Source organism: Pseudomonas sp. S07E 245, assembly GCF_019599025.1.
Taxonomy (GTDB): domain Bacteria; phylum Pseudomonadota; class Gammaproteobacteria; order Pseudomonadales; family Pseudomonadaceae; genus Aquipseudomonas; species Aquipseudomonas shirazensis.
Genome location: NZ_CP080625.1, coordinates 4,626,532 through 4,650,183, shown reverse-complemented (window position 1 = coordinate 4,650,183; position 23,652 = coordinate 4,626,532). Strand labels below are relative to the sequence as shown.

14 protein-coding genes are annotated in these 23,652 nt (G+C 62.2%); 10 read left to right on the top strand and 4 right to left on the bottom strand.

What is annotated here, in order from left to right; all coding sequences use genetic code 11:
• A complete protein-coding gene (locus K3F44_RS21410; protein ID WP_220632925.1) occupies window positions 1–4,662 on the bottom strand; it encodes a dermonecrotic toxin domain-containing protein in 4,662 nt (1,553 codons plus the stop codon).
• Between the two features lie 167 nt (window positions 4,663–4,829).
• Complete coding sequence (locus K3F44_RS21405) at window positions 4,830–6,833, bottom strand: BCCT family transporter (RefSeq protein WP_150572675.1); 2,004 nt, start codon at window positions 6,831–6,833, stop codon at window positions 4,830–4,832.
• A gap of 423 nt (window positions 6,834–7,256) precedes the next feature.
• Here K3F44_RS21405 and betI point away from each other — a divergent pair, with 423 nt between their 5' ends.
• From betI to betA, 3 genes are all read left to right on the top strand, one after another.
• Entirely contained in the window at window positions 7,257–7,922 is a 666-nt protein-coding gene (betI, locus tag K3F44_RS21400; protein ID WP_101315590.1) for a transcriptional regulator BetI, read from the top strand.
• Window positions 7,923–7,952: 30 nt separating this feature from the next.
• The gene (gene betB / locus K3F44_RS21395) at window positions 7,953–9,425 is read left to right on the top strand and encodes a betaine-aldehyde dehydrogenase (RefSeq protein WP_101315588.1); all 1,473 of its coding nucleotides are present in this window, start codon (window positions 7,953–7,955) and stop codon (window positions 9,423–9,425) included.
• A gap of 77 nt (window positions 9,426–9,502) precedes the next feature.
• A complete protein-coding gene (gene betA / locus K3F44_RS21390; protein WP_101315586.1) occupies window positions 9,503–11,200 on the top strand; it encodes a choline dehydrogenase in 1,698 nt (565 codons plus the stop codon).
• 36 nt (window positions 11,201–11,236) lie between these two features.
• Here the strand turns inward: betA and K3F44_RS21385 are convergent, their stop codons facing one another.
• Window positions 11,237–13,390 (bottom strand): dermonecrotic toxin domain-containing protein, encoded by a 2,154-nt coding sequence (locus tag K3F44_RS21385; RefSeq protein WP_220632924.1) that lies wholly within the window; start codon window positions 13,388–13,390, stop codon window positions 11,237–11,239.
• A 160-nt stretch (window positions 13,391–13,550) separates the two neighbouring features.
• On the opposite strand from K3F44_RS21385, the gene K3F44_RS21380 reads away from it, so the two are divergent.
• The 4 genes from K3F44_RS21380 to trxC all read left to right on the top strand — a co-directional run bounded on the left by K3F44_RS21380 (window position 13,551) and on the right by trxC (window position 20,806).
• Window positions 13,551–15,293 (top strand): potassium/proton antiporter, encoded by a 1,743-nt coding sequence (locus tag K3F44_RS21380; RefSeq protein ID WP_103435727.1) that lies wholly within the window; start codon window positions 13,551–13,553, stop codon window positions 15,291–15,293.
• A 47-nt stretch (window positions 15,294–15,340) separates the two neighbouring features.
• Window positions 15,341–18,658: a mechanosensitive channel MscK gene (gene mscK / locus K3F44_RS21375; RefSeq protein ID WP_220632923.1), complete on the top strand. Its 3,318-nt coding sequence runs from the start codon at window positions 15,341–15,343 to the stop codon at window positions 18,656–18,658.
• Window positions 18,659–18,733: 75 nt separating this feature from the next.
• Window positions 18,734–20,194 (top strand): protein adenylyltransferase SelO, encoded by a 1,461-nt coding sequence (gene selO, locus K3F44_RS21370; RefSeq protein ID WP_101315577.1) that lies wholly within the window; start codon window positions 18,734–18,736, stop codon window positions 20,192–20,194.
• A gap of 177 nt (window positions 20,195–20,371) precedes the next feature.
• The gene (gene trxC / locus K3F44_RS21365; protein WP_101315575.1) at window positions 20,372–20,806 is read left to right on the top strand and encodes a thioredoxin TrxC; all 435 of its coding nucleotides are present in this window, start codon (window positions 20,372–20,374) and stop codon (window positions 20,804–20,806) included.
• Here trxC and K3F44_RS21360 read toward each other — a convergent pair.
• The gene (locus K3F44_RS21360) at window positions 20,803–21,576 is read right to left on the bottom strand and encodes a ParA family protein (protein ID WP_101315573.1); all 774 of its coding nucleotides are present in this window, start codon (window positions 21,574–21,576) and stop codon (window positions 20,803–20,805) included. The genes trxC and K3F44_RS21360 overlap by 4 nt on opposite strands.
• A 316-nt stretch (window positions 21,577–21,892) precedes the next feature.
• On the opposite strand from K3F44_RS21360, the gene K3F44_RS21355 reads away from it, so the two are divergent.
• From K3F44_RS21355 to K3F44_RS21345, 3 genes are read left to right on the top strand one after another with little or no spacing between them, the layout of a single operon-like run.
• Window positions 21,893–22,612 carry a beta-ketoacyl synthase chain length factor gene (locus K3F44_RS21355; RefSeq protein WP_150571528.1) on the top strand — a complete coding sequence of 240 codons (720 nt, stop codon included), beginning with the start codon at window positions 21,893–21,895 and terminating at the stop codon, window positions 22,610–22,612.
• Window positions 22,588–23,400, top strand: coding sequence for a 1-acyl-sn-glycerol-3-phosphate acyltransferase (locus K3F44_RS21350; protein WP_220632922.1), 813 nt, complete (start codon window positions 22,588–22,590; stop codon window positions 23,398–23,400). The genes K3F44_RS21355 and K3F44_RS21350 overlap by 25 nt, the downstream gene beginning before the upstream one ends.
• Window positions 23,375–23,647, top strand: a complete 273-nt coding sequence (locus tag K3F44_RS21345) for a phosphopantetheine-binding protein (RefSeq protein ID WP_101315568.1) — start codon at window positions 23,375–23,377, stop codon at window positions 23,645–23,647. Before K3F44_RS21350 ends, K3F44_RS21345 begins: the two co-directional genes overlap by 26 nt.
• The last annotated feature ends 5 nt before the right edge of the window (window positions 23,648–23,652 follow it).

Here is a 23,652-nt window from a genome sequence, read left to right as displayed (position 1 = left end):
CTACTCGAACGGGATGATGCCGAGCACATCGGCCTTGGTCAGCTTGCTGCGGTAGATCTCCAACACCTCACTGTTCTGCGCTGCACGTAATTGAGCGTCGCGGCCCAACGCGCGCTGCGCCCAGGTTTTGAGGTGCCCGGCGACAAAATCAAGGTCAGCTGCGCCCTCGCTGGCGTAGTGGAAATGCGCCTCCCACAAGCCAATGCCTCGACCATGTCCGGACACGGCCAGCCGCTTGATTTCATAGATATCCAGGTAGTCGTTGCGGGGCAGCGGTCTGCGTTTGACGGTGCGTACAATAGTCAGTTGTTTCTGCTCGTGCAGGTACTTGAGCGCTCGTGCCGTTGGGTGAGTGGTGTTGAAGTAGATCGATCTGAGCAAGTCATCCTGGGTCGCCTGCAATGACTCGATGCCCGTTTCAAGATCTTCATACAACGCTGCATCGCCTTCGCTGCGAGGCAGTGCTGCGAGCACCTCGCTGAGTTTTTCGCGGTGCAGCTCCAATACCGTGCTCAAGCCCAACGGCTCGTCAGATGAAACATAGCGCCGAGCGATCTTGACCACCGAATCCATCTCGTCCAACAGCGTGCGCCCGCGTCGGCGGACACTGGCAAGCCCTTGCGTCGATGGGGAAGCTCTGTCGAGCGGGTTGGACTCGGCGTCTTCGACCCATGCACTGTTCTGGCGTCTGAAAGTTTTCAAAACCTTGGAGTAGGAATCTCTTTGCTGGATAACCGACTCGCCATCGACCTGCACCTCCTCTCCCACCACGCTTCGGCCACGGTGCGTGCGGACCACTCGACGTATGCCGCCACGCTTCGCATAGAGAGGCGTACGCACCCTCGGTACATCCGCCAGCTCAAGTTCACGCAGGTCGCTGGCAATCTCGATCCTGACCGAATCCTTGAGTTTGCCGAGCGTCTGCTGGTATAGCCGCAGCTTGTCCGCTCGGATGACTCTCTTGCCCACGCTCAGCAAGTAATCGGCCATACTTGCTGCTTCCTCGTAGGCATCCATCACACCGTTCAGGACTTCCAGGCGCTCGCTCAGCGCGAGGTCCGCACCCGCCAGCTCGGCGTGCGCAGCACCAGCACTGGCCAACGCCGGGCCGTTGAGATAGTTCTGGTACTCGTTCAAGGTCGCTTCGTCGGCCCCACCAAGGCGATCCAGACTAAGCTCGGCAAGGTCCTGCAGCATACGGAATTCAAGGTCTACCGCGTTCGCTCGCCTTGTCTCGATGATCCGATTGAGCATCTGAGCCTTGGTGTCTCTGCCGCCTTCCTCGGATTTGAAATGAATCGTGCTGTCCTTTAGCGTTTCCTCGAGCAGGGCGTCGAACGGCCCGGACAGTTCGATCAACTCCTGCTCCCACACCTGCACGCCCTCAAGCGCCTTGGTGAAGTCCCGATAATGCTGGATTTCGACCTCGGTTTCCGGGAGGACCATCAGCTGCTCCCTTTGCTCCTCCACGTCTTCCTCGTTGATCATGTCCGCCAGACGGTTGTAGTAATGCCCACAGTTCTCGACCAGGCTGCGCCGAATATCGCTGCGCTGTGCGTCCAGCACCTGATCCAGCAATGGGTCAACGGACCTGACGGCAGTGATCTCGGTCAGAATACGATCATGCTTGCGGTCTACCTCGATCAATCGTTTATAGCCACCGGCAACACGCTCGCTGTAGCGCTTCTGAAGGCTCCTGAGCAGCGCCAACTTGCTTACTTGAACGCTGTCCAGTGATGCCTCCTGTTCCAGATCAAGGATCAGCGCCTTGTTCTCGAACTCTTGCCTGATATATTTTTCGAGGTCTCGCCGCCGTGGTTCGCTGTCCACGATAAGCGCACTTTCCTGATTCTTGAGCAGAGCAAGCTGCTGCTTCTTGGTTTCCTGCAGGCGCTGAACGCGATTACGCGGCATACCGCCATCCAAGCGCAGCCGAGCATCGATACGCCACGCTCCGAACTCGCGCAGCAGCCACGGCCCGACGGCGCCGTCCCGGCCTTCAATGCGTGCGCCTTCGGCGCTGAGCGCCACCGCGTAGGTGTCCCTGCGCAGCGACACGTAATGCTGCCCATCCTTGATGTACAAGCCTTGTTCAGGGCCAGCACTCAGCGGCTGAATGCCGTTGAGCGATACAGCACTGCGCATCGCCAGCAAGGTCTGCCGCCGTTGAGGAGGCAGGACATTGAAGCCCTGCCCTCCACTGAAGGAAAAGTCCAGGTTCACGCTGGCCTGGTTGAGCACCTCGCCAGGCAGGTAAACCTTGCCTTGGACTGGGCGAGTCATCGCCGTGGATGCACCGTTGCCTGCGATTGTCGGCCCGCGCAACAGATCCAGCGGCGGTTGCTCTAAGGGGACGGGCTCCTGCAACTGCGGCAACCGCGCATGCAGCAGCGCCATGCCGGCATTGAGGATCAGGTCGACAACCGCCGCTGAGCGCCCGAAGGCACTAGCTTGAGCCAACGCAGTGAGGTCATTGTCGACGCTCTTGGCCAGTTGCACCATCCAGGCCACCACTGCCACCGGCCCGCGCAGTTGCAAGGTAATCAGGTCGAACAGCAACCAGGCACCTTCACACAGAATGGCCCAACGGCTCTCGGCATTCGACACACTCTGCCGGTCAGCCAGCTCCACCAGCAGATCGCGGTTTGCTGCATACATCTTTGCGTCGACATCAACGCGCCAATACTGCGGCCAGAACGCAGGCGGTTGCACGCGCTCGGGCAGGAGCGAGGAATCGATGATCGGCACACCCAGATGCGGCTCGGTAAATCCGCCGTGCGCATACACGCTTCGAGCCTGTGGCAGGATCCACTCAAGGATGTCCTGCTGCAAGGCCATATCGGAACGAATCGCCTGCATCATCGCATCCAGACTGGCAAACTCGCACACCGAGCGCGATGCATACAACGGCCGATATAGCACAACCACCGCAGGCTCGACGCAAAACAGCACATACATTCCACGCACCAGGTCGTAGTGCTCACTGCTGGGCTCGCGCCGAAATGCAAGTGGCATCAACATGCTGCCTGGCAACTGCTTGTCATCCAGCCCCCGGCAGTAATTGACCACGGCTTGCAGCGCGGCCTCACTCAGGCTACCTGCCAGTTTTGCCTGCAAGGCACTGAACAGGAAGGAACAACGCCATTCACGTGCGAAACGACTGACGCGCAGCTCACGCTGGGCCGGCTCATCCAGACGGTCAGCGACATACACCGGATAATGAGCACCGATGTCGACACGCTGGATAAGTGCCTTGACGTACTCGACGTTCATCCAGTCCATGATCAGTTGATCGTCCCGATGCTCGATCGCCGTCACGGTAGCTCCAGCCAGTGAGCTCAAATTGCCTACGGCAAGCTGGGTAAGCGAAACCTTGCGCGTTTCAACCACCCCACCGCCAACACCTGCGCCCGCACCGCCGGGCACTCCCCTGGCCACGCTCAGGGTCAGCAACAGGTCATCCGCAAAGTAGTTGGCGTCGATCGGATGATCACTCAACATCTGCTCACGCAAACGCTGGCTGGCGTAGCCATGCAGGTCAAGAATGCCATCAAGTGCAGGGATACCGTCGGAGTCAGCCTGCGCCAAGGCCAGCTCGAACAGGCCACACTGGTAGGCAAAGCTGTCCTCGGAAGACGCTCTATTCAGTCCTGGAGGCAGGATCAGTTTGGTACTGCCAACGTTGGAATAGGCCGGGATGAAGAAGCTGGCAGGGTCGCTCAGCGAGGCATATGCCTGCTCAAGCGCGCTGACATCTGCCAACAAGGCGGGGCGCAGCCGCGACAGCGTCGCCAGGAGAATATCCAGCAACATTGCCGCCTGCTGCACAAAGCAGTCGCCCTCCAACGCAAAGCGGTGCCAGGTCATGGCCTCGAAGCGGTAACGCACGCCGAGCTCGTCGGCAAGCGCAGCAGCAAACTCGTCGAACGAGTCGAATGCACGGATGACCCCCGAGGGTGCGCACCACAGAAGGGACTCGCGCTCGTCCCATTGCGCCTGAATCAGCAGGTTTGGCAATGTCTCGCTGAAGGTAGCCCCGCCAATGTCCAGTTCGACCTGCACCAGATACACACCGGACGGCACATTGCCGCGTGCCAGCAGCTCGCGCACGCACTGCGCCTGCTGTTCATCCAGCACCTGCCAGGGCAAGTTGCAGAGTAGCGCCGATTTGAGCAGTTGCTGCAGCCAGCTCAGGTGGTCGACGCCCATGCTGCCAGTCGCCCAATAGTCGACCTGGGCCTGACAGAAGTCATCTGGCAACTGCCTGATCAGTTCGTCGAAGGCTGTCTGCAGCCGCTCAGGCTTTATGACATCGCCCTCGCCGGTGGTCATGGAGTCTTCGATCGCATAAAAGCGCCTAGCCGGTTCCAGGCAGAAGTACTGGGCAACGTTGTCTACCGGCGACAAGTCCAGCAACTTGCCGTCAATCAGCGCTTGCAGCACCAGGTCGACCAGCGGTCGGAGAGGAAGTCCAGGTGTCATCAGCATCAGCCCTTCAGCTGAATGCATGTCAGGTCTGGCAGTCTTGAGAATGGGATGGTGTTCGATCAAGAGCTGCATGATCCGCTCAGCCGCGATCTGGCGCAGGCCAGGGCGGTTGGCGAATTGAGCAGCTACGCTGGCACGGAAATCAAAAGCTGTTGCGGATGGGTTGCTGGGCATGGCGGCACTTTCCTGAGGAGAAAAGGCTCAACCTAACGCGTAGTGCAGGGTGCTCCGGTGTTAGTTATTGCTGGGGTCGACACTGCGCCATCAGGCAGTTGGCGCAATAACGAAACAGACCCTGTCCAATGGACAAGGCCTGTTTCAAGCAGAGCTGCGCACGTGTCCTAGCTGTACACGCGCCCCAGCACCTGGCGATGGCTCTCGAACTGATCAAGCACGTCGCGAACGATCTGCTCCGGCAAGAAGCCCATCAGGTCGTACTCCTGACTACCATCGTGCAGATAGACCTCGGCGCGATAATAGCGTTGGCGCACATCGGCCTCGCCTTGCACCTGTGCCTCGTTGGGCGCCGCCAGGTAGCCGTCCAGGCTGACCTCGTAGACGAACGGGTTGCCCTCTTCCATCATCACCCGCAGGCCCATCATATTGCGCGACTGGCCTAAGCGGGTCTCGACCTCGAAACCCTGCGCCTGCAGCTGCGCTGCGGCGTCCTTGAGGGCCGGACTGACGTGTTTGTCCATGAAGCGCTGAACCACCGCCTGGGTCGGCTGCAACTCCATCGCACTGAGCCGCTCGCTGAAACCGCGACGGCCGCGCGCGGCCAGCTCGGCCCGCTCCTGCTCCAGTTGCGCGTCCTGCTTCATGGCCTTGTACAAGCCGAACATGAACAGCACCAGCACCACCGAGAACGGCAGCCCTGCGAGCACGACCATGGTCTGCATGGCGGCGAAGTTGCCTGCCAGCAGCAGGCCAATGGTTACCAGGGTGATTACCACCGACCAGAACACCACCATCCAGTGCGGCGCGTCCTCGTCGACCTGGCCGCCCTTGCACGACAGGTTGGCCATCATCACCGCGCCGGAGTCGGCCGGGGTCAGGAACAGCACGAAGCCGACGAACACCGCCACCCCGATGACGATCTTGGCTGCCGGGAAGTATTCCAGCAGTTGGTAGATCGACATCGATGGCTGCTCAAGCGCCGTCTTGCCCAGCTCCACTGCACCATGGTTCATCACCAGGTCCAGTGCGGTGTTGCCGAAGATCGACAGCCAGGCCAGGGTAAAGCCCAGCGGGATCAACAGCACGCCGGCAACCAGCTCGCGCACGGTGCGGCCCTTGGAGATACGGGCGATGAACATGCCCACGAACGGCCCCCAGGAAATCCACCAGGCCCAGTAGAACACGGTCCACAGGCCCAACCAGCGCTCGGACTTGCCCGCTTCGTTCTCGTACACATACAAGTCGAAGGTCTTCAGCACGATGCCGTTGAGGTAGTCGCCGGTGTTCTGCACAAAGCCGTTGAGCAGGTGCAGGGTGTCGCCGGCCAGCAGGACGAAGATCAGCAGGCCGCTGAACAGCACGATATTCAAGTTGGACAGGCGGCGGATGCCGTTTTCCACACCCGATACCGCGGCCACCGTCGCCACCGTCGCCATGACCAGAATGACGATCAGCAGGTTAGTGTTGCTGTGCGTCATGCCGAACAGGTACTCGAGCCCCGAAGCAACCTGCATCGAGCCGATACCGAGGTTGGTCACCAGCCCCAGCAGGGTCACGAACATGCCGAAAATGTCCACCGCATGGCCGGCGCTGCCCTTGACCCAGCGCTCGCCCATCAACGGGTACAGCGCCGAACGCAAGGCCAGCGGCTGGTTGTGCCGATAGGCGAAGTAGCCGACTGCCAGGCCAACCAGGGCATAGATCGCCCAGCCGTGCAGGCCCCAGTGCAGGAAGGTCAGCTGCAGGCCCTGGCGCGCCGCTTCTGCGCTGGCCGAGGTGCCTTCGGGCGGGTTGAAGTAATGATCCAGCGGCTCGGACGCACCGAAGTACAGCAGCGAGATACCGATGCCCGACGAGAACAGCATGCCGGCCCAGGCACCGTAGCTGAAGTCCGGTTGGTCATCCTTGCCGCCCAGCTTGAGCTTGCCGAAGCCGGAGAAGGCCAGAACGATGACGAACACCAGGTAGCCGCCAATCACCAGCATGTAATACCAGCCGAAGCTGCGCGTCAGCCAGGTCTGGGCGACGTTGAGCACTTCACCGGCGGTGTCGGGTACAGCGATAAGCAAGGCAGTCAGAACAAGGATCAGCAGCGCAGAGGTGATGAACACCACGTTGTTGACCCGGACCCTCTCGGCGGGGGGTTTGGTTAGGGAGGCAGAACTCATTGCACGAATGCTCCGGGCAGTGCTGGGGTGGAGGCTAATCAGTCAATCCCGTGCAATTGGTCAATTAATGCCACTGCGACAGGTGTTATAAAAGCACTCAGGAAAACCGTGATCCCGTAGCGAAACGATGCACAACTACAGAGCCAAGCCCCGCTCCGAGGGCCCTGCGCGCAGTCTCGCGACCGCTCGGCAGATTCTGTATCGCGCAGCGCCCATGCCCGTCAACGCCTTGTATTCCGGGGGTTGCACGTTTTTCTGGGGTGCCAATCGATGCCTTCTCGACAGCCTCAAACAACTGTCAATGGCACAAATTGTCGCAGAGCTTATTCTTTATTGATTGAACGTTCAATCAAAACAAAATAGACTGGCCTTCGCCGAGGCAGCCGCTTGTCGTCTGCCCGCAGGCCTGAGGAGATTTGCCAGATGCCCAAGGTCGGTATGCAACCCATTCGCCGTCAGCAGTTGATCGAAGCCACCCTGCAGGCGGTCGATCAGGTCGGTCTGGGAGATGCCAGCATTGCGCTGATCGCCCGTTTGGCTGGAGTGTCGAACGGCATCATCAGTCACTACTTTCAGGACAAGAACGGCCTGATCGCAGCGACCATGCGCCACCTCATGAATGCGTTGAGCGAAGGCACCGTCGCCCGTCGACTAGCCCTCACCGACGACAGCCCGCGGGCGCACCTGAGAGTCATCGTCGAGGGCAACTTCGACGCCAGCCAGGTCAGCGGCCCGGCAATGAAAACCTGGTTGGCCTTCTGGGCCGCCAGCATGCACCAGCCGTCCTTGCACAGGTTGCAGCGGATCAACGATCACCGCCTTTATTCCAACCTGTGCTGCCAGTTTCGCCGCGTCCTGCCGCTCTACCATGCGCGCAAGGCCGCCCGTGGCCTGGCAGCCTTGATCGACGGCCTGTGGTTGCGTGGCGCGCTCTCGGGCGACGCGTTCGATACCGAGCAGGCAATTCGGATTGCCTACGAATACATGGATTTACAACTGGCTAAGCAGCACGCCCTGGATACAACGCCCCAGGCGGCTGAACGATCGCACGCAGCGACTGCCTCACTAGCAGGAGCGCAACGCGGCTAGCCAATCACACACTGCACTTGCGAGGATTCTATGGCCCGTTTCGGAACGCAAAAACTCTACATCGATGGTGGTTATGTCGACGCTGGCAGCGATGCCACCTTCGAAGCCATCAACCCGGCGACCGGCGAAGTCCTCGCCCACGTCCAGCGCGCCACTGCCGCTGACGTCGAACGTGCCGTCGAGAGCGCCGAACGTGGCCAGAAAGTCTGGGCCGCGATGACTGCCATGCAGCGTTCGCGCATCCTGCGTCGTGCCGTTGACATCCTGCGCGAGCGCAACGATGAGCTGGCCATGCTGGAAACCCTCGACACCGGCAAGTCCTACTCGGAAACCCGTTACGTCGACATCGTCACCGGCGCCGACGTGCTCGAGTACTACGCAGGCCTGGTCCCGGCCATCGAAGGCGAGCAGATCCCGCTGCGCGAAAGCTCGTTCGTCTACACCCGCCGCGAACCGCTGGGCGTGACCGCCGGTATCGGCGCGTGGAACTACCCGATCCAGATCGCCCTGTGGAAATCGGCGCCAGCCCTGGCGGCCGGCAACGCGATGATCTTCAAGCCGTCGGAAGTTACCTCTCTGACCACCCTGAAACTGGCCGAGATCTACACCGAAGCCGGCCTGCCGAATGGCGTGTTCAACGTCCTCACCGGCAGCGGCCGTGAAGTCGGCACCTTGCTGACCGAGCACCCGCGCATCGAAAAAGTATCGTTCACCGGCGGCACCACCACCGGCAAGAAAGTCATGGCCAGCGCCTCGAGCTCGTCGCTCAAGGAAGTCACCATGGAACTGGGCGGCAAGTCGCCGCTGATCATCTGCGCCGATGCCGACCTCGACAAGGCCGCCGACATCGCCATGATGGCCAACTTCTACAGCTCCGGCCAGGTCTGCACCAACGGCACCCGGGTATTCATCCCGGCTCCGATGAAAGCCGCCTTCGAAGCCAAGATCGCCGAGCGCGTTGCGCGCATCCGCATTGGCAACCCAGAAGACGAGAACACCAACTTCGGCCCGCTGGTCAGCTTCCAGCACATGGAAAGCGTGCTCGGCTACATCGCCAAAGGTAAGGAAGAAGGCGCCCGCGTCCTCTGCGGCGGCGAGCGTCTGAGCGAAGGCGACCTGGCCAAGGGTGCCTTCGTTGCGCCGACCGTGTTCACCGACTGCCGCGACGACATGACCATCGTCAAGGAAGAGATCTTCGGCCCGGTCATGAGCATCCTCAGCTACGAGACCGAAGAAGAAGTCATCCGCCGCGCCAACGATACCGAATACGGTCTGGCTGCCGGCGTCTGCACCAACGACATCAGCCGCGCCCACCGCATCATTCACCAGCTTGAAGCCGGCATCTGCTGGATCAACGCCTGGGGCGAGTCGCCGGCAGAAATGCCGGTCGGTGGTTACAAGCAATCCGGTGTCGGCCGCGAAAACGGCGTCAGCTCGCTGGCCCAGTACACCCGCATCAAGTCGGTTCAGGTCGAGCTCGGCGGCTACACCTCGGTGTTCTAAGCACCCTGTGTAGTTAGGCCCGCGCCTTATGGCGCGGGCGCTTTGCTCCCTGACACCGCCACAACGAGGGTACTTGCATGTCCCAACAATTCGATTACATCATCGTCGGTGCCGGCTCGGCCGGTAACACCATCGCCACCCGCCTGACCGAAGACGCCAACGTCAGCGTGCTGCTGCTCGAAGCTGGCGGCCCTGACTACCGCTTCGACTTCCGCACCCAGATGCCGGCCGCGCTGGCCTTCCCGCTGCAGGGCCGTCGCTACAACTGGGCCTACGAAACCGATCCAGAGCCGCACATGGACGGTCGCCGCATGGAATGTGGCCGTGGCAAAGGCCTGGGTGGCTCGTCGCTGATCAACGGCATGTGCTACATCCGCGGCAACGCCATGGACTTCGATGGCTGGGCCAAGCTGCCAGGCCTGGAAGACTGGACCTACCTCGACTGCCTGCCGTACTTCAAAAAGGCCGAAACCCGCGATATCGGCCCCAACGATTATCACGGCGGTGACGGTCCGGTCAGCGTTGCCACGCCCAAAGCCGGCAACAACCCACTGTTCCACGCCATGGTCGAAGCCGGCGTACAGGCTGGTTACCCGCGTACCGAAGACCTCAACGGCTACCAGCAGGAAGGCTTCGGCCCGATGGACCGTTCGGTGACCAAGAACGGCCGTCGCTCGAGCACCGCCCGCGGCTACCTGGACCAGGCCAAGAAGCGCCCCAACCTGACCATCGTCACCCACGCCCTGAGCGACCGCATCCTGTTCGAAGGCAAGCGTGCCGTCGGCGTGACTTACCTGGTCGGCGACAGCGAAGAGCGCATGGAAGCCCGTGCGCGCAAGGAAGTCATCGTCAGCTCCGGCGCGATTGCTTCGCCGCAACTGCTGCAACGCTCCGGCGTCGGCCCGCGTGCACTGCTCGAAAGCCTCGACGTGCCCGTGGTACACGACCTGCCAGGCGTTGGTGAAAACCTGCAGGATCACCTTGAACTGTACCTGCAGTACGCCTGCACCCAGCCAGTCTCGCTGTACCCATCGCTGCTGTGGTGGAACCAGCCGGCCATCGGTGCCGAATGGCTGTTCAACGGCACCGGTATCGGCGCCAGCAACCAGTTCGAGGCGGGCGGCTTCATTCGCTCCCGGCCTGAATTCGAGTGGCCGAACATCCAGTACCACTTCCTGCCGGTGGCGATCAATTACAACGGCTCGAATGGCGTCAAGGAACACGGTTTCCAGGCGCACATGGGCTCTATGCGCTCGCCTAGCCGCGGCCGTATTCAGCTCAAGTCCAAGGACCCGCGCCAGCATCCGAGCATTCTCTTCAACTACATGGCGACTGAACAGGACTGGCAGGAATTCCGCGACGGTATCCGTTTGACCCGCGAGATCATGGCCCAGCCTGCGCTGGACCAGTACCGCGGCCGCGAAATCAGCCCGGGCGCCCACGTGCAAACCGATGAAGAGCTCGACAAGTTCATCCGCGAGCATGCCGAAACCGCATTCCACCCATCCTGCTCGTGCAAGATGGGCACCGACGAGATGGCCGTGGTCGACGATCAGGGCCGTGTGCATGGCATGCAAGGGCTGCGGGTGGTCGATGCGTCGATCATGCCGATCATCATCACCGGCAACCTCAATGCCACCACGATCATGATCGCCGAGAAAATCTCCGACAAGATCCGTGGCCGCCAGCCGCTGCCGCGCAGCACCGCCAAGTACTACGTGGCCAACGGCGCGCCGGTCAAAGGCAAGCCGATGCGGGAAGTGAAGCAGCCGTAACTCAGGCTAAATGGGGTCGCTTTGCGGCCCCAATCGTTACGTCGGCAGCGGAAAGAACCGCCGCATCAATGAATCATCTCCGCCTGCCCCCAACCGCTGCGCCAGCACCTCCCGATCAAACACCTCGCCACTACGCAGATCATGCACCAGGCCTCCTTGCAGAGGCTGCGCCAGCGCCCTCAGGCGCACCTCGATAAAGCGATACCGCGCATTGTCGACGGCGGTGATGCGCGTGACCTCGACATAGCGCCCAGGTAGCATCAACGACTCAGCCTCATCAGGTCTGCTGGAAAACGCCGCGACCGGTGTCGCCCGCACATGCTCGCCTGGTTCCAGCACATATACCACCGCGCCATCATCGAAGGCTGGCCTGCCGGATATCTGCACCTCAGGGCTGTTGAACACCTCCCAAAGCACGTAGGGATTCTCGGTGAACGAGGTGAACTCGGTACTCACCAGTACATCTCCCACCGCGACCTGACCACTGCGGAAAGCCGCAGTACCGGTGCTGCGAATACCTGAAGCAGCGCGATACAAGGTGACCGGGCTGTGCTGACCAATCTGCTCGAGTGCCTCGGCCAGGGCATGGCTACGGTCGATACAGACCGCCAGCCGATCGTCCAGTGGTAGCCCGCGCCACAGGTTGTTGTAGCGCTGCGGCGCATGGCTGTACTCGGCTATCGCCGGCGCGCCATAGCCGAGTTCATCGCGATAGACCGCGTAAGGCTCACTGAACGCATCCAGATACCACCCGCGCTCATCAACCTGGCCGGCGTCGGCCCACGGCACCCGCGCCAGCGCCATTTGCTGACGGGCCAGAGCTTGATCGGAACGGAGCAATAGCGCGTCAGCGGCGGGCTGCATGAATTCTTCCCAGCTGTCGTCGGCAATCGCCAGCGGCGCCTCGAGCGTGCGCGGCGGTGGTAACCGACCTGGAGCAAACAGCTCGGTGGAGCGCATCAGTGCGCTGTCCAGGAGGATGAACAGGATATCCAGCAACACCGCCCACCAGGCAGCTGCGCGCCACTCGCGCTTACCATTGATGGCCTGGTCCACATGCAGCGCGAGGCAACCGACACCGATGCCCAACGCTGTCAGGGCCACAGGCCAACCCGCAATGCTCATGGGCGCCAGGATCAATGCCGCAGTTTGCAGCCCCGACAGCCAGCGCTGCCTGCGTAACTGAGCGTTGGTGGTAAGGCGCTCATCGGCATCACTGGCCAGGGTAACCAACGCCTGATCACGCAGGCGCACGAACACATCTCCGCGCAGCGGCTGGCTGCTGATCAGCAGCGTATGATCGGGCCGCGCCAGCAAGTCCAGGTACTTCTGCAGACGCGGGCGCAGCGACTGGCTCAGCAAGTCACTGCCGACAAAATCGCTCATCAACCGCTCCTGCCCCTGCGCTGTTGCCGCTTGCTCGACCAGCCACGCCTCAAGCGTCTGCTCATCGTTGAGCAGCACCATGCCGGCATGCTCGCCTGCCAGATACAGGCAGCGTTTGCCACTGGGCAACGTACGCAGCAGCAGGGTTCGCGCCGCAACCCCGCCCAGACTCAGGCGAGCCCAACCGCTGAGGTGGTTGTCGCCATACGACAGGCGCAGAGCCTTGCGGGTCGCTGGCAACTGCGAGCGGACCAGCGAGGCCGCGAGTATTTCGTGCCGCTCATCGTTGCTCAGTGCAGCCTGGCCGAGTACAGCCAGAAACCGCGAGCGGGCTAACAGGCAGAAGTCCTCGCCGCGCTCGGCTCGAAACCGCGCCAAACGCTTGCGGTAGGTTGCCGCAAAGTCCATCGCCCAACACTGCTCCAGCACGCTCTGGGCCGCCAGACGCAGCTCGTTGCGCTCATCGAAAACGGTATGGCTGGCGTCCACTCGATAGAAACCGCCGTACACCGACAATTGGTCGATATTGGCCTGCTGCGCCGGGCTGAAACGCTGGATCATCAGCTCAGTCAGGCTCATCGAGCGCCGCGGCGGGCCGCCGTGGCAAAAACCGGTGTAGGTCCGCGGGCTGCTGCTGGCGCTGTCGAACTCATGCCAAAACACCTGATCAGGGTCGAGCCAGTGACCGAGCTGACGGCGCAGCACATGGCCGGCGGCCTGACGGGCCAGCCCATGCAGGTCAGGGAACTGGCCCAGATAACGGCGGGCAATGTCCGCCAGAGGCATATCGTCGGGGTGGATCATGCGCGGTGGCCTGTGCAAATGGGAGCCCGCACTTCAACCTGGATGCCGCATCAATATGCGGTAACGCTTTACAGCCCGCGAGCGCCTCGGGTTAGAATCAGTTGGCACGCAACCTGCGTAACAGCGCCGCCTGTCCCCCCGTTTCTCCGGAGTACCGCCCTTGGATGCAAGCACCATCAACAGCCTGTTCCTGATCGGCGCATTGCTGGTGGGTGCAAGTATTCTGGTCAGCTCGCTGTCATCGCGCCTGGGCATTCCGATTCTGGTCATCATTCTGGCGGTCGGCATGGTGGCCGGCGTCGACGGCGGCGGGATCATTTTCAACAACTACCCGACTGCCTACCTGGTGGGCAACCTGGCGCTGGCGGTAATCCTCCTCGACGGCGGCCTGCGCACACGGGTGGCGAGCTTTCGCGTAGCGCTGTGGCCGGCGCTGTCGCTGGCCACGGTCGGGGTATTGATCACCACGGCGCTGACCGGCATGGTCGCGGCCTGGCTGTTCGATTTGAGCCTGATCCAGGGCCTGTTGATCGGCGCCATCGTCGGCTCGACCGACGCTGCGGCGGTGTTCTCGCTGCTCGGTGGCAAAGGCCTCAACGAGCGGGTCACCGCCACGCTCGAGATCGAATCGGGCAGCAACGACCCGATGGCAGTATTCCTCACCGTAACCCTGATCGACATGATCGCCAGCGGCCAGACCGGCCTACACTGGAGCCTGCTCACTCACCTGCTGCGCGAGTTCGGTATCGGCGGCCTGCTGGGTTTGGGCGGCGGCTGGCTGATGCTGCAGATGGTCAACCGCATCAACCTCGCCAGCGGCCTCTACCCGATTCTGGTAGTGGCTGGCGGTCTGGTGGTGTTTTCGCTGACCAACGCCCTGCACGGCAGCGGCTTCCTCGCGGTTTATCTGTGCGGCCTGGTGCTCGGCAACCGGCCGATCCGCAGCCGCCACGGTATTTTGCACATGCTCGACGGCATGGCCTGGCTGGCGCAGATCGGCATGTTCCTGGTGCTCGGGCTGCTGGTCACGCCACATGACCTGCTGCCGATTGCAGTGCCGGCGCTGGGCCTGGCGCTGTGGATGATCCTGGTGGCGCGGCCACTGTCGGTGCTCGCCGCGCTACTGCCGTTCAAGGCCTTCCATGACCGTGAAAAGGGCTTCATTGCCTGGGTCGGTTTGCGCGGCGCGGTACCGATCATTCTGGCCGTGTTCCCGCTGATGGCGGGGCTGCCGCAAGCGCAGCTGTTCTTCAACCTGGCCTTCTTCATCGTGTTGATCTCGCTGCTGGTACAGGGCACCAGCCTGCCGTGGATGGCCAAGCTGCTCAAAGTCACGGTACCGCCAGACCCGGCACCGATCTCGCGCTCGGCGCTGGAGGTACATATCACCAGCGAGTGGGAGATGTTCGTCTACCGCCTCGGCGCAGAAAAGTGGTGCATCGGCGCCGCCCTGCGCGAGCTGAAGATGCCTGAAGGCACGCGGATTGCCGCGCTGTTTCGCGGCGAGCAGCTGCTGCACCCATCCGGCAGTACCGTGCTCGAAGTGGACGACATGCTCTGCGTGATCGGCCACGAGCATAACCTGCCGGCGCTGGGCAAGCTGTTCAGCCAGGCGCCACAACGTGGCCTGGACCTGCGCTTCTTTGGCGACTTCGTTCTCGAAGGCGATGCCGAACTGGGCCAGGTGGCAGCACTTTATGGCCTGCAACTGGACGGTTTGAACGCCGATATGGCGCTGGCGCAGTTCATCCGACAAAAGGTCGGAGGCGCTCCAGTAGTAGGCGATCAGATCGAATGGCACGGCACAATCTGGACGGTCGCAGTCATGGACGGGAACAAGATCGACAAAGTCGGCGTCAAATTCCCCGAAGGAACTCGCCCCGGCCCGGGTTTGTTCCTGTAGCCCTCGACTTGCCTCGTATTACACGAACCCCTGACAAGACTCTGCTTATGTCCCTGCGCGTGCACCTTCGCGCAGCCCTGCTCGGGCTGTGCCTGTCCCTCTCTTTCGGCGCCACCGCTGCCGAGGCCCCGACCACTGCCAGCGTGCAGAACAGCCTCGACAAGATCGCCGAGCGCAAGCTGCCCGAGGCTGACCAGAAGAGCCTGCAGCAAGTGCTCGAGCAGACCCTGAGCCTGCTCGCCAGCCAGCAGGACAGCGCGGCCAAGCTCAAGGCGCTGAAGCAGCAGTTGGCCGACGCGCCGCGCTTGACCAGCGAGGCCCAGCGCGAGTTGGCCAAGCTCAAGGCGAGCAAGCCGGCCCCAGTCACCCAGCGCTATGCCAACCTGAGCGTGCCGCAACTCGAGCAACTGCTCAGCGAGCGCAGCACGCTGCAAGGCGAGCTGCAAAAGGCGCTGGCCGATGCCAACAGCCTGATGATCAGTTCGCAGACCCGCCCGGAACGGGCGCAAGCGCAGATCAGCAACAACCAGACGCGCATCCAGCAGATCAACAGCAGCCTCAAGTCCGGCAAGGACGCTGGCAAGGCCCTCTCCGCCGACCAACGCAATCAGCTCGCCGCCGAGCTCGCCTCGCTCAACGCGCAAACCCTGCTGCGCCGCCAGGAACTGGCCGGCAACGGCCTGCTGCAGGACCTGGGCAGCGCTCAGCACGACCTGCTGGTCGAGCGCACCGCGCGACTGGAGCAGGAAATCCAGCAACTGCAGACGCTGATCAACGACAAACGCCTTGCGCAGTCGCAGCAAGCGGTGACCCAGCAATCGCTGGAAGCGCAGAAGTCCGGCGGCAGTGTCCTGCTGGCCAATGAGAGCGCCGCCAACCTCAAGCTCTCCGACTACCTGCTCAAGAGTACCGACCGGCTCAACGAGCTGACCCAGCAGAACCTCAAGACCAAAACTCAGCTCGACAGCCTGACCCAGGCCGATCAGGTGCTTGATGAACAGATCGACGTGCTCAAGGGCAGCCTGTTGCTGTCCAAGATCCTCTACAAGCAAAAACAGAGCCTGCCGCATTTGAAGCTCGACCGCGACCTGGCCGACCAGATCGCCGATATCCGCCTGTATCAGTTCGAGGTCAACCAGCAGCGCGAGCAGATGAGCAGCCCCGTCAGCTACGTCGATGGCGTGCTCGCCAGCCAGCCTGCCGAGGACGTCACGCCCGAACTGCGCAAGGCACTGTTGGAAGTGGCCATCACCCGCAGCGACCTGCTCGAACGGCTCAACCGTGAGCTTTCGGCATTGCTCAACGAATCGATCACCCTGCAGCTGAACCAGAAGCAGCTGGTCAGCACCGCTCAGGGGTTGCGCACCACCCTGGAAGAGCAGATGTTCTGGATCCCCAGTAACAAGCCGCTGGACTGGGAATGGCTGAGCAGCGTGCCCGGGCGCCTGATCGATCAGGTGGCCAACCTGCCGTGGGGTTCGGGCGTCAAGGAAGTGCTGCAAGGCCTCAGCCTGCGGCCATTGCTGTTCCTGCCGCTATTGCTGCTGATAGGAGTGCTGCAGTGGCGCCGGCGCTACTTGTATCAGCGCTTGAGCAAGGTGCATCAGGACATCGGCCACTTCAAACGCGACAGCCAGTGGCACACGCCGCAGGCGCTGCTGATCAACGTGCTGCTGGCGATGCCGCTGAGCCTGGCCCTGGCCTTGTGCGCGTATATCCTCCAGGTCGATGCACGCGGGCAGAATGCCAACCTGAGTGCTGCCTTGTGGCAGCTGGCTCAGGCCTGGCTGGTGTTCTACACCGCCTACCGGATTCTCGCGCCGGGCGGCGTGGCCGAGGTGCATTTCCGCTGGCACAAGCCGCAGGTGCAGTTCCTGCGTGGCTGGGTGCGGCGTCTGGGTACCGTGGTGCTGGCGCTGGTCGGGGTGGTCGCCGTGGCCGAACACCAGCCGTCGGCGCTGGCCAGTGACGTGCTTGGCATCGGCGTAGTACTGACCTGCTATGCCTTGATGGCCTGGTTGCTCAGCCGCCTGCTGTTGAGTAGCCCGGCGCACCGCGACACGTCACTGTTTCGCAAGATCGTCGGGGTGGCCTTCACGGCGCTGCCGATGGCGTTGTTCGTGGCCGTGTGCTTCGGCTACTACTACACCGCCCTGAAACTCACTGACCGTTTGATCTACACCTTGTACCTGCTGCTGTTCTGGCTGGTGATCGAGGCAGCGTTCGTACGCGGCCTGTCGGTTGCCGCGCGGCGCCTGGCCTATCAGCGCGCGCTGAGCAAGCGCCAGGCAAGCAAGGAAGGGCTCGACGGCGAAGTGATCGTCGAGGAGCCGACCCTGGATATCGAACAGGTCAACCAGCAGTCGCTGCGCCTGATCCGCCTGACCCTGCTCGGCGGCTTCATCGGTGGCCTGTACTGGGTCTGGGCAGACCTGCTTTCGGTGTTCGCCTACCTCAACAACTTCACCCTTTACGAGTACACCAGCGGTACCGGCGCCGCCGCCAGCATGGTGCCGATCAGCCTGGGTGACCTGCTCGGCGCACTGGTGATCATCGGCATCACCTTCGCCCTGGCCGGCAACCTGCCGGGCCTGCTCGAAGTGCTGGTGCTGTCACGCCTGAACCTGGCGCAGGGCAGCGCCTATGCCACCACCACACTGCTGTCCTACGTGATTGCCGGGGTCGGTTTCGTCAGTACCTTGTCGACCCTGGGCGTCAGCTGGGACAAGCTGCAATGGCTGGTGGCTGCACTGTCGCTGGGGATTGGCTTTGGCATGCAGGAAATCTTCGCCAACTTCATCTCCGGGATCATGATCCTGTTCGAGCGCCCGGTGCGTATCGGCGACACCATCACCATCGGCAACCTGTCCGGCACGGTGAGCAAGATCCGCATCCGCGCCACCACCATCACCGACTTCGACCGCAAGGACATCATCGTCCCCAACAAGACCTTCATCACCGGCCAGTTGATCAACTGGTCGCTGACCGACACGGTCACCCGGGTCACGCTGAAACTGGGCATCGACTACGGCTCGGACCTGGACCTGGTACGTGAACTGCTGCTCAAGGGCGCACATGACAACCCGCGCGTGCTGAAAGACCCAGAACCGCTGGTGTATTTCCTCAACTTCGGCGAGAGCTCGCTGGATCACGAGTTGCGCATGCACGTGCGCGACCTCGGCGACCGCAACCCGACCCTGGACGAGATCAACCGCTACATCAGCCGCGAGTTCAAGGCCCACGACATCAAGATCTCGGTGCGCCAGGTCGAAGTGTTCCTGATGGACACCCAGGGCCACAAACAGAAGCTGATCGCCGTTGAAGGTGGCGACGGGACAAAACCCGAAGGCACTCAACCGTTCTGACTGGACTCAAACCGGCATGCACCGCACACTCGCGGCGAGGGCCTGGCCCTCGTCCGCCATGCCAGGAGCCGGCCCGTGAAAGCCCTAGACCAACTGACCTTCGACAATCGCTTCGCCCGCCTCGGCGATGCCTTCTCCACTCAGGTACTGCCTGACCCGATCGCCGAGCCGCGGGTGGTAGTGGCCAGCGAGTCGGCGATGGCCCTGCTCGATCTCGACCCGGCGCAGGCAGCGCTGCCGCTGTTTGCCGAGCTGTTCAGCGGCCACCAGTCCTGGCAAGACGCCGACCCACGGGCGATGGTCTACTCCGGGCACCAGTTCGGCGGCTATACGCCGCGTCTGGGCGATGGCCGCGGATTGCTGCTGGGCGAAGTAGTCAACGATGCCGGTGAGCACTGGGACCTGCACCTCAAGGGTGCCGGGCAAACGCCTTATTCGCGTATGGGTGATGGCCGCGCCGTGCTGCGCTCGTCGATCCGCGAGTTCCTCGGTTCCGAAGCCCTGCACGCCTTGGGCATCCCCAGCAGCCGCGCGCTGTGCGTGATCGGCTCGAGCACGCCGGTGTGGCGTGAGACCCAGGAGAGCGCGGCAATGATCCTGCGCCTGGCACAGAGCCATATCCGTTTTGGCCACTTCGAGTATTTCTATTACACCCGCCAGCCAGAACAGCAGCAGCTGCTGATCGACCATGTGCTGGAGCAGCATTACCCTGAATGCCGCAGCGCCGAGCAACCGTACCTGGCGATGTTCCAGACCATCGTCGAGCGCAACGCCGAGTTGATCGCGCGCTGGCAGGCCTATGGCTTCTGCCATGGGGTGATGAACACCGACAACATGTCGATTCTGGGCATCACCTTCGACTTCGGCCCGTTTGCCTTCCTCGACGACTTCGACGCCAACTTCATCTGCAACCACTCTGACAATCAGGGGCGTTATAGCTACAGCAATCAGGTGCCCATCGCCCACTGGAACCTCAGCGCACTGGCCCAGGCCTTGACTCCGTTTGTCGAGGTCGAGGCACTGAAGCAGGCGCTGGGCCTGTTCTTGCCGCTGTACCAGACCCACTACCTCGACCTGATGCGCCGCCGCCTGGGCCTGACTACCGCAGAGGACGACGACCTGCAATTGGTCGAAACCCTGCTGCAACGTATGCAGAGCGGCGGCGTCGACTACACGCTGTTCTTCCGCCGGCTTGGCGATCAGCCCGCCGCAGCGGCCCTGCAGGTAGTACGCGACGATTTTGTCGATCTGGCCGGCTTCGATGCCTGGAGCGCGACCTATCTGGCCCGCTGTGAGCGCGAGCCAGCCAACGCCGAGGGCCGCCGCGAGCGTATGCATGCGGTCAACCCACTGTACGTGCTGCGCAATTACCTGGCACAGAAGGCCATCGAAGCGGCCAATGGCGGTGACTACACCGAAGTGCGCCGCCTGCATCAGGTGTTGAGCAGGCCGTTCGAAGAACAGCCGGGCATGCAGGCGTACGCCGAGCGCCCGCCGGAGTGGGGCAAGCATCTGGAAATCAGTTGCTCGTCGTGAGTAACTTTTGAGGACGTCGGAGGGCGCTATGCGCCCCTTTCGCGACACAAGGCCGCTCCTACAGGCACCGCGCAATACCGACGTACGCGGTCAACTGTAGGAGCGGCCTTGTGTCGCGAAAGGGCTGCAAAGCAGCCCCAGAATTTCCGCTCAGAATCGCATTCATAAGGAGTCACAATGTCCGATCCACTAGTGATCCCCTGCCCACACTGCAACGGCCTCAACCGCCTGCCGGCCGAGCGCCTGAACGACACGCCCAAATGCGGCCGCTGCAAACAGGCCGTGTTGCTGAGCCGGCCGTTCGATCTGAGCGAGGCAAACTACGCCAGCCAGATCAAAGGCGATCTGCCCTTGTTGCTGGACGTCTGGGCCGACTGGTGTGGGCCGTGCAAGTCGTTCGCGCCGATCTTCACCCAGGCAGCGGCGCAACTGAGCGGTCGCTGCCGTTTGGCCAAGCTCGATAGCGAAGCCAACCGCAATCTGGCCAGCCAACTGGGCATCCGCTCGATCCCAAGCTTGATCCTGTTCAAGAACGGTCGCGAAATCAGCCGTCAGGCTGGCGCATTTCCACTCCACTCATTACTGGAGTGGCTGCGCAGCCAGGGCGTTTAGGCGTTTTCTTCGAGCAACGCGTGCAGCTCGACGAACTGCTGGGTCAGCTTGTGCCGCGGATCCAGGTGGATCAGCGGCAGGCTGGCATGGTGCGATTCGCGCATCTTCACCGAGCTGGTCAGGTACACCGGCAACACCGGCAGGCCCTCTTCGATCAGCTCATCGAGCATCTGCTGCGGCAGGCTGGCGCGTGACTGGAATTGATTGACCACAATGCCTTCGACCAGCAGGTCTTCGTTGTGGTCGTCCTTCAACTCTTCGATCTCGGCCAGCAGGCCGTACAGCGCCTGGCGCGAGAAACTGTCGCAGTCGAAGGGGATCAGCACTCGGTCGGCCGCGATCAACGCTGATACCGCATAGAAATTCAGCGCCGGCGGGGTATCGATGTAGATCCGATCGTAATCCTCGTCGAGCTCTTCGAGCAATTTGCGCAGCTTGTTGATCTTGTGCTTGGCCTCGAGCTTGGGCTGCAGGTCGGCCAACTCCGCCGTGGCGGTAACCACGTGCAGGTTGTCGAATGGGGTTTCGTAGATATCGACCTTGTTCTTCTTCGAGAACGGCCCGGTCGACAGGCTCTGCTTGAAGAAGTCGGCGATGCCCATGGGGATGTCGTCGCCGGTCAGCCCGGTCAGGTACTGGGTCGAGTTGGCCTGGGAGTCCAGGTCGATCAGCAGGGTCCGGTAGCCTTCGTTGGCGCTGACCGCTGCCAGGTTGCAGGCAATGCTCGATTTGCCCACGCCACCTTTCTGATTGAATACCACGCGCCGCATGAGAGACCTCCGTGTATCAACGAATGTCCGAGTATGTGTCGAGGCCCGTGCATTGGCCAGCGCCACTTCGCTTAAGCCGCTCCAACGGCAGCTGACATGCGGGCTGCACCGCTTGTCGGAATTTGCCCGCACCACATGTCGGCGTTGTGCAAAACGTAAATGAACTTGTCTGATGGCGATTATGTAACCAGCAATTGCTACACATCGCTGGCGCCGTGATAATGCGCGCCACTCGGCGAATATGCCAACCCTGTCAGGTCGTTGTTACGAGTCATTCCTCGGCAAGGCAGTCCTTCAGGGCGGAATAAAAAGCACCGTGATCACCTTCGATATCAGCCAATGGCGTGCCTGGGCTCCAGGCCTGGTGACGCCTGCCGACTGGCAGGCGTGGGCCCAGGGCAGCCGACACAGCTGCAGTGAAGCGGCGTCGCCAGACGTCTCGTTCCTGCCGGCCATGCAGCGCCGTCGCCTGAGCAATCTGGCGCGCATGGCCTTTGCTGTCGGCTGGCCGCTGGCTGAAGGGTACGAGGCACTGCCGCTGGTATTTGCCTCGCGTCATGGCGAAACCCCGCGCACCTTTGCCATTCTCAGTGACCTGGCTGATCAGCAACCGTTGTCGCCGACCCAGTTCAGCCTGTCGGTGCACAACGCGGTAATCGGGCTGTGGTCGATCCTGCGCGGCGAAACCAGCGAGATGACCGCCATCGCCGCCGCCGGCGATGGCCTTGAGCAGGGCCTGCTGGAGGCTGCGGCGCTGTTGGCGGAGGGCGCGCCGGCGGTGTTGCTGATCGTCTGCGAAGAACTGCCGCCGGCGGTCTACGATGCCTGGGTCAACGATGTGCCTTTCGCCTACGCCCTAGGCCTGTTGGTCACCCCGGGTCAGCAGTGGCAACTGAGCCCTGGCCCGGCAGCCACGCAGTCGTTGCCGGCCGCCCTGCCACATGCCCTGAACTGGCTGCAGGCCACACTGAACGGCGTGAATTGCTTCACTCATACCTGGAAGCGGCGGTCATGGACCTGGCAACGGCAGCCGTGAGCAAGCCCCGCGATCACTACTACTGGCGCCTGCTGGCGACAGCTGCGTGTTTTTGCCTGTTTGGTCTCGGCGGCCTGTGCCTGCGCGTGCTGGTGTTTCCGTTGCTCAGTTGCCTGCCGGGCGGAGTGGTGCGTCATCGTCAACGCGCGCGCTACACCATCAGCTGGCTGTTCTGGCAGTTCGTACGGGTGATGCGGTTCAGTGGCGTGCTCACCTACCAGATCGACGGCGCCGAGCGCCTCGGCCGCCCCGGGCAGATGATCATCGCCAACCACCCCTCGCTGATCGATGTGGTGTTTCTCATCGGTCTGGTGCGTCAGGGCAATTGCGTAATCAAGCAGAGCCTGTTCGACAACCCCTTCACCCGCGGTCCGGTCAGTGAAGCGCAGTACCTGGGCAACGATGGCAGCATGGACATGCTCGACAACGCCGTGCAATGCCTGCGCGATGGCCAGCCGCTGGTGATATTCCCGGAAGGCACACGCACCCCGCCCGGCCAGACGCCGGCCTTTCATCGCGGCGCCGCCGCGATTGCCCTGCGCGGTGCGAAGATCATCACCCCCGTAACCATCAAGGTCAGCCCGACCACCCTGACCAAGAACGAACCCTGGTACCGCATCCCTCAGCGCCGCGTGCACTTGAGCCTGAGTGTCGGCGCCGATATCGACCCACAAACGTTCGCCGCCCTCGGACCTGCGCCAAAGGCGTCGCGCGCACTCAACGATTATCTGCATCAGTACTACATCAAGGAGCTCGCCATCGATGAGCGATCCACAGCAAGACCTTAACCGTGACCTCAAGCAATTGATCATCGACGCACTCGGCCTGGAAGACATAGCCGTGGACGACATCGACGACCAGCAACCGCTGTTTGGCGACGGCCTGGGCCTGGACTCGGTGGACGCTCTCGAGCTCGGTCTGGCGATACAGAAGCGCTATGGCATCAAGATCGACGCCGACGCCAAGGACACCCGCAACCATTTCAGCAGCGTCGCCGCACTGGCGGCGTTCGTCACTGCCCGCAACGCCGCCTGAGAACT